At 63.8% G+C, this 588-nt stretch carries 2 protein-coding genes; both read right to left on the bottom strand.

Features of this window, described 5'->3' with window-relative positions; all coding sequences use genetic code 11:
• The gene (locus BST10_RS22275) at positions 1–285 is read right to left on the bottom strand and encodes a WXG100 family type VII secretion target (RefSeq protein WP_013827941.1); all 285 of its coding nucleotides are present in this window, start codon (positions 283–285) and stop codon (positions 1–3) included.
• 15 nt (positions 286–300) lie between these two features.
• Positions 301–588: WXG100 family type VII secretion target (locus BST10_RS22270; RefSeq protein ID WP_109559628.1), on the bottom strand; the 288-nt coding region annotated here is incomplete at its 5' end.

Below are 588 nucleotides of genomic sequence, written 5' to 3'. Positions count from 1 at the left end.
TCAGGCCCAGCTGGAGCCCACCGAGGCGTCGGTGTTGGCCATGTTGTTGCCGGCGGTCTGCACCTTCTGACCGTGGGCGTTGGCCTGCTCGTAGATCACCGCGAAGTTGCGGCCCAACTGCGCCACGAACTCCTGGCAGGCCACCGAACCGGCGCCACCCCAGAAATCCCCGGCCGCCAACACGTCATGCACGATCGCCTGGTGCTCGGCCTCCAACGAGGCAGCCTGAGCACGGATCAACGCACCGTGGGCATTCACATCACCGAACTGGTAGTTAATCGACATCGGTCAAAGCTCCTTCTAGCTCGACAGGATCTGCTGGGAAGCAGCTTCCTGCTGCTCGTAGTGGTTGGCGTCACGGATCAACCCATCGCGCACCCCGTGCAGCATGTTCACGATGTTGCGAAACGCCGTCTGCATCTGACCCATGGTGTCCATCGAGGTCCGCTCCGCCAGACCACCCCACCCCGCACCGGAGATGTTGGTCGACGACGCCCACATCCGGCGCGCCTCATCCTCCACCGTCTGCGCGTGAACGTCGAAACGCCCCGCCATCGCCCGCATCGCATCCGGGTCGGTCATAAAACG

Source organism: Mycolicibacter algericus DSM 45454 (genome assembly GCF_002086455.1).
GTDB classification, from domain to species: domain Bacteria; phylum Actinomycetota; class Actinomycetes; order Mycobacteriales; family Mycobacteriaceae; genus Mycobacterium; species Mycobacterium algericum.
This window is presented reverse-complemented; position numbering and strand designations above follow the sequence as displayed.